At 41.4% G+C, this 6,663-nt stretch carries 6 protein-coding genes; all 6 read right to left on the bottom strand.

Going from position 1 to position 6,663, the window contains the following annotated elements:
• Positions 1-2,447, bottom strand: a 2,447-nt coding sequence (locus AC1DRQ_RS28720; protein WP_477429135.1) for a hypothetical protein, incomplete at its 3' end; no start/stop codon positions are given.
• Between the two features lie 85 nt (positions 2,448-2,532).
• Positions 2,533-2,829, bottom strand: coding sequence for a hypothetical protein (locus tag AC1DRQ_RS28715; RefSeq protein WP_429400188.1), 297 nt, complete (start codon positions 2,827-2,829; stop codon positions 2,533-2,535).
• 6 nt (positions 2,830-2,835) lie between these two features.
• Positions 2,836-3,021: a DUF4834 family protein gene (locus AC1DRQ_RS28710; RefSeq protein ID WP_477429133.1), complete on the bottom strand. Its 186-nt coding sequence runs from the start codon at positions 3,019-3,021 to the stop codon at positions 2,836-2,838.
• Positions 3,022-3,268: 247 nt separating this feature from the next.
• Positions 3,269-5,293: an excinuclease ABC subunit UvrB gene (gene uvrB / locus AC1DRQ_RS28705; RefSeq protein WP_429400186.1), complete on the bottom strand. Its 2,025-nt coding sequence runs from the start codon at positions 5,291-5,293 to the stop codon at positions 3,269-3,271.
• A gap of 206 nt (positions 5,294-5,499) precedes the next feature.
• Positions 5,500-5,979, bottom strand: coding sequence for a MarR family winged helix-turn-helix transcriptional regulator (locus AC1DRQ_RS28700; protein ID WP_429400185.1), 480 nt, complete (start codon positions 5,977-5,979; stop codon positions 5,500-5,502).
• 14 nt (positions 5,980-5,993) lie between these two features.
• Positions 5,994-6,491, bottom strand: coding sequence for a GNAT family N-acetyltransferase (locus AC1DRQ_RS28695; RefSeq protein ID WP_429400184.1), 498 nt, complete (start codon positions 6,489-6,491; stop codon positions 5,994-5,996).
• Between the last annotated feature and the right edge of the window lie 172 nt (positions 6,492-6,663).

Genomic DNA, 6,663 nt, shown 5'->3' with positions numbered 1-6,663 from the left:
GGTTTCTTTTTGTTTTCGGTATAAATAGCACCACCCAGGGCCAGTACCAGCAGGATAGATCCGGCTAAAGAAATGTTTTCGCCTACATAATACGACGTTGGGTGGAATATAAATTCAATTTTGTGGTTACCTGTAGGTATTTGCGCCGCGCGTAAAAGATAATCGGCACGGAAGTATGGTTTTTCAACACCATCTATCAGCATTTTCCAGCCTTGGTTGTAATAAATTTCAGAGAAAACCGCTATTTGCGATGCTGTTGAACCACTTTGATATACCAAATGATCAGGAGAGTAACTCACGAGGTCAATTTTACCGGCAGGGTCAACACCTAATTGCTTTTCGTCGATAACACTTTTATACTGCTTATCAATAATAGCTTCATCCTTAGGGTCAAAACTGCTGATGGCCTGCATTTCCTGGTCGGCATTTTCGGCATATTTAACGCTCTTAACAAACCATGCATGTCCGCAGGCGGTTTGATTTACCTGCATACCCAGGTTTTGCGTTTTAGGATCAGCCGAAATGATGTATTTGGTATTCAGCATATCCAGCACCTCATGATTTATGCTTTTGGTAAGCTGCTCATCTACTACTTCCTGGAAACGCTTTAATCTTGCGGCAGAATATCCCCCGATTGATTTATAGAAAAAAGGAGTAGTGCCATCACCTGTAATAGACTGTGTAAGGTCAATAACACGGAAATTGGGGTCTTTATCTTTTAAAATAAACTGGTCAACCTCGCGAGGTTGAGGTGCGTTATTATCCTGTTTGGCTGCAAAACTATCGTTATTTAAATAGCGTTTATCTACCGTCCACATATCTACCAGTATCAGGGCTAAAAAGCCTACGGATAGTACGGTAACGTTTATCTTCTTTTTAATAAATGCCCATGCTATGGCAAAACTTATGGCTATAAAAATAAGCGAGCGTAATGCATCAGCCTGAGCAACAGAAGCCCTGTCTTCAACGAGTGCCTGAGCTAATGAACTTGCTGTAGCGTTGTCGATCCTCAGCATTTGGGACAGCTGATCGATATAAGCCTGTTGATTGCTGGGTTTGAATGATAAGAACAACGTAGGCAATGCGGCTATAACCAGGGAGATGCCCCCGGTAATGTAAAATGCGATCTTTAGCTTTTTAAATAATTCGGCCTTATTCTCATTCACAATGGCTTCATTCACAGCTAATAAGGCCAATATAGGAAAACAGAGGCCTGCAACCGCCAAAATAGATTCAACAGCCCTGAACTTATTGTAAAGCGGGAAGTAGTTAAAGAACAGGTCGGACACATAAGGCCAGTTTTTACCAAATGACAGCAGCATAGTAAAAATTACCGCACCTAATAACCACCATTTGATACGATTTTTAACAATAAATAAACCCCATACAAATAGAAGACAAATAACAGCACCAAAGTAAAAAGGTCCTTCTGTAAAGGGCTTTTCGCCCCAATAAAGCGGCATAGCATTTTGCGCTATGTAAGCTGCCTGGTCGGCAGGAGCGCCTTTTTCAACCAGTGCCTTAACAACGTGAGAGTCTGCATCCACTGGTCCTCTGCCACCCCCACCGTAAGCGTTAGGGATCAGGAAGGTAAGGCACTCGCCCACACCCTGGCTCCATTGATAGGCATAATCTTTAGGTAAACCATTGCTCGGCTCGGTGGTGTGCTGTGTTAGATTTGATTTGCCGCGAATAGTATCTTTGCCATACTCATAGGTGCTCCATAGCATAGAAGCATTTACTACAACGGCCAGTAAAACAGCGGCGCCAACATATGCTAATGACTTAAGAAAAGCAGCGATTGTTTTAGTTTTAATAGCGTGATATAGTTCTATACCTACCAATATTAGTAATACCAGCAGTAGGTAATAGGTCATTTGTACGTGGTTGGCTCTGATCTCTAAAGCCAGTGCTAATGCAGTTACGGCAGCGCCGGTAAAATGCTTTCCTCTTAAAATAAGTAGGATACCGGCTAAAATAGGAGCAAAAAATGCTATTGCGAAAGCCTGGTTCGCATGCCCGGCGACAAGCAAGATAATATTATATGACGAAAAGGTAAATGCTACGGCACCCGCTGCTGCCAGCCACGGGTTAAGCTTTAGTACACAGAAGAGCAAATAAGCGCCTAATAAGAAAATCAGTATGGTGCCAATAGGATTAGGTAATGAATAGTTTACAGCATTTATTACCCATGTAGTTAAATTGGCCTTATAAGGTGCCCATATCTGGAAGGTTGGCATACCACCATGAATTTGGTTTGTCCATAATATGGTGGTGTCCTTTGCTTTATAGTCATTGACCTCTTTTTGAGTTGATTGCGCTCTTGTAACGTCATTTTGCCCAATAGTTTTTCCCYGAAAAGCAGGAGTAAAATAAATAAAGCATATCACTAAAAAAATTGCAGCTATAGCAAAGTGAATGCCATTACGCTTAAACCAGTTGTTCATTTAAGTTTGTTGAAATGGATAATATATATTCCTCAAAAATAGAAATTTGAATGAGAATAGGAATTATTAGTTATAAAGGAATTACTTAGCAGTTGTGGGGTCTTAAACGGAAAAACAAAAACAGGCCAATTATGCTGGCTATGCTTATGGCATAAGCAATAATAGTGGCTTTATTATATTGTTCATAGTTTCTGCGGATGGTGAAAAAATTATATAATGCCAGCCCGGCAACTATTGCCCAAAAAAACCAACCTATCTTATCGCACAGGGCAAAAACTTGTACGGCTACGGCCATTACAATGAAGTTAACAAAGATAAGCATAACAGACTCGGGGGTGTTGTTATGGGTTCTTCTCCTGTTAAATACTTCTTTAGGTAGCATGTTTAATTATTTTACTTCTTCATAATCAACAAATTCGCCTTCAGAGTCAGGCACGGTACTCTTTTTACCTTGCGGAATATAATCTACCTTAATAGCGCCCTCAGGTTTTCTTGACTGACGTTGTTGTTGCTGGTGTTGCTGTTGCGCTTTATTTACCACGCTTTCAAAAAGTACAGGTATTAAATAGCGCATTAAGCTGCGTATTATATATAATATGCAAATTGATATGAGTAAAAAACGAATTAGAAGCATCTCATTTACTTTTAGCTTACAAATATAAGTATATAACGTTAAAATTGTTTTATTATGATGTTATTGATGTGCAAATGTGCAGATTACAGATGTGCAAATGATTTATCGATGTGTAGGATACAGATTTCAAATGTGTAAATGAAAACTATAATCACACGATTGCTTTTTAATCTGCATATCTGCACATCTAAAACTTCTCCTCCATCATTTTTTCTAAAGCAAACATTTCATCGCGTAATTTGGCAGCCAGTAAAAAGTCCATATTCTTGGCTGCCGCGAGCATATCTTTTTTAGTATTGTCTATTGATTTTTTCATATCGGCTTTGGTCATGTATTGTACAATTGGGTCGGCTGCCAGTGTTACTACGTCGGCTTCTACATAAGCTTGCTGCACACCGCCTTTAAAATCAACAACCGATGTTTGCTCCATAATTTCCTCTCGCGATTTACCAACTGTTGTAGGTGTTATACCGTGTTTGGCATTATAGGCTATTTGTATATCACGACGACGGTTGGTCTCATCCATGGTTATCTGCATGGAATCTGTTACCTTATCAGCATACATAATAACCCTGCCCCGGTCATTACGGGCCGCGCGGCCAATGGTTTGTATCAATGACCTTTCTGAACGCAGGAAACCTTCCTTATCAGCATCAAGAATAGCTACCAGCGATACTTCGGGTAGGTCAAGGCCCTCGCGCAGCAGGTTAATTCCTATCAGCACATCAAACTCACCCAGGCGCAGTCCCCTTAAAATTTCCACCCTTTGCAGGGTTTTTACTTCGGAGTGTATATAACGGCATTTTATGCCTAAGCGGTCCATGTATTTTGCCAGTTCCTCAGCCATGCGCTTGGTAAGGGTGGTAACCAATATACGGTCGCCCATTTTTATAGTTTTATCTACCTCATCAAGCAGGTCGTCAACCTGGTTTATTACCGGGCGTACCTCAATAACCGGGTCAAGTAATCCGGTAGGGCGTATCACCTGTTCAACCACCACACCGCCCGATTTTTCCAGCTCAAAATCAGCAGGGGTCGCGCTTACGTAGATGGTTTGAGGTGCAAGACCTTCAAATTCCTGGAAATTGAGCGGGCGGTTATCCAAAGCGGCCGGCAGGCGGAAACCATAATCAACCAATGATATTTTACGGGAACGGTCGCCACCATACATGGCCCTGATCTGCGGAACAGTTACGTGACTTTCGTCAATCACCATCAGGTAATCCTTCGGAAAATAATCCAGCAGACAGAAGGGACGTGCCCCCGGCAAGCGGCCATCAAAAAAACGTGAATAATTCTCGATCCCCGAGCAATAGCCCAACTCACGGATCATTTCCAGGTCGTAGTTAACCCTTTCTTCCAGCCGTTTGGCTTCCAGGAAACGGCCATCACCAATAAACTGTTTTTTGCGTGTTTCCAGTTCTTCCTGTATGGCCCATATGGATTGCAGGAAACGTTCGCGCGGGGCTACGTACAGGTTAGCCGGGTACACGATCATGTGGGTCATTTTCTCGATGGTTTTCCCGGTGCTTACGTCAAAGGCGCTCAATTCTTCAATATCATCGCCAAAAAAAGAAATACGGTAAGCATAATCAAGATAGGCCGGGAAAATATCAACCACATCGCCCTTCACCCTGAAAGTTCCGCGTTTAAAATCGGCGGTGGTGCGGGCATATAAAATTTCGACCAGCCGGTGCAGAAATGCATTACGGCTGATTCGTGTACCTACGGCAAACTTAAAAACCGAATCGGCAAAGTCGTCAGGGTTACCCATACCATAAATACAGGATATGGACGATACCACAATAACATCCCTGCGGCCCGACATTAAAGCTGATGTAGTGCGTAAACGCAGTTTTTCAATTTCTTCGTTTATCTGCAGATCCTTTTCAATATAGGTATTGGTGGTAGGTATAAATGCTTCGGGCTGGTAATAGTCATAGTACGACACAAAATAGTTCACCGCGTTCTCCGGAAAAAACTGCTTAAACTCGCCGTAAAGCTGCGCTGCCAGGGTTTTATTATGACTCAATATCAGCGTAGGCTTTTGCGTTTGCTGTATAACATTGGCCACGGTAAATGTTTTGCCTGATCCGGTAACACCCAGCAGGGTTTGAAAAGGATCATTGTTATTTACACCTTCAACCAGTTGCCTTATGGCTTCAGGCTGATCGCCGGTGGGGAAGTATTGGGAGGTTAAATTAAAATCCATGTTGTTATGTAAAAATACAAATAATCCTGCAATAGGGTTTGTAAATCAAAATAAGTACATGATAATGACAACCGTATGTCAACAGTGTTTTAATGGGGTAAACATTAACAGGCGGGATACCTCAGGGTCCTCTGCGAGAGACCCTGAGGGGACGAAACGGGATAAATATTGGTATAAATATTTACACACTGGCAAAACAACCGGCATTAGCTTGAGGAGCTGATGCGCTTGGCGCGTTCAAAAAAGCTTAGCCTTTTCATTTGCTCCTCCACCTCACCTATAGCCTGCATCAGGTTGTTTTGTGTTTTAGCGAGCTCTGTTAAGGCCTCTATCATCACCTCCCAAACGGGTTTCATACGATCAATAAGCTCCTGGCCTTTAGCCGTTAACTGGATAAGACGTTTTCTTTCATCTGCTTTATCCCGTTTGGAGCGGATCAGTTTTTCTTTTTCGAGCTCCTTTAAAAGGCTTATTGTGGAAGGATGGGTGTAGCCAATTTCATTGGCAATTTCAACTACACTTAAAACAGACCGTAAGTGCAAAGTATAAATAACCGGGAACCATTTGGGTTCAAAATCAATGCCGTTGGCTTTATATATTAGCGTGCCATCCTTACGTAACTGGTCGCTTAGGCGCTGTAACCTTGTTGAGATAGCTAAAATGCCCGATTCATCTATAACATTCATCTGTAAACCTGTGGTTAATTATTCAAATGTAATTGATAAAAAATAGTATCAGTAAGCATTAACGGGAATGAAGCCGGCAGTTTGGATTTGTCAAGCCGGGTAAAACCATTTCGCTCATAAAAACGGTGAGCGGCTTTCAGGGCTTCAACCGTGCCCAAATACACGTTGGCAATTTGGTTTTGTTTGCAATGGTCAATTAGTTTATTGAGGAGTGCCTGCGCAATACCAAACTCTTTGCCCCGGTATTCCTTGCGTACAAACATTTTGCGGATGGTACCTATTTTACCATCGGTAACAATTAATCCTATTGTGCCAACAAGTTGTCCGTTAATTTTAGCGCCCCAAAAATTGCCACCGGTTTGGTGATAGTTTGTTTCAATATCCAGCAAATCGGGCTGATGCTTCAATGTGACAGGGAGATTAAACTCCGTTTGCTGTATAGTTAAAATAATATCAATTATTTGCTGGCAGTAAGTATTGTTTAATGAGGTAATAACAAAATCAGTATCCATAAAAAAATAATTTATGTACAAATATACGTAGTTAACTACATATATTCCAAATTGAATTTTAAAATATAACAAAACCATGACGGGGAAAGGGGATTTTACATTGGAAGGCCACCTTTATATATTTTCAATTATATAATACGTTAATTGTGGTTTAAAAGAATTAAATTTAATC

The sequence above is a fragment of the Mucilaginibacter sp. P4_E8 genome (assembly GCF_056401495.1).
The sequence above is the reverse complement of the archived record's forward strand: the minus strand, read 5'-3'. Positions and strand labels throughout refer to the sequence as shown.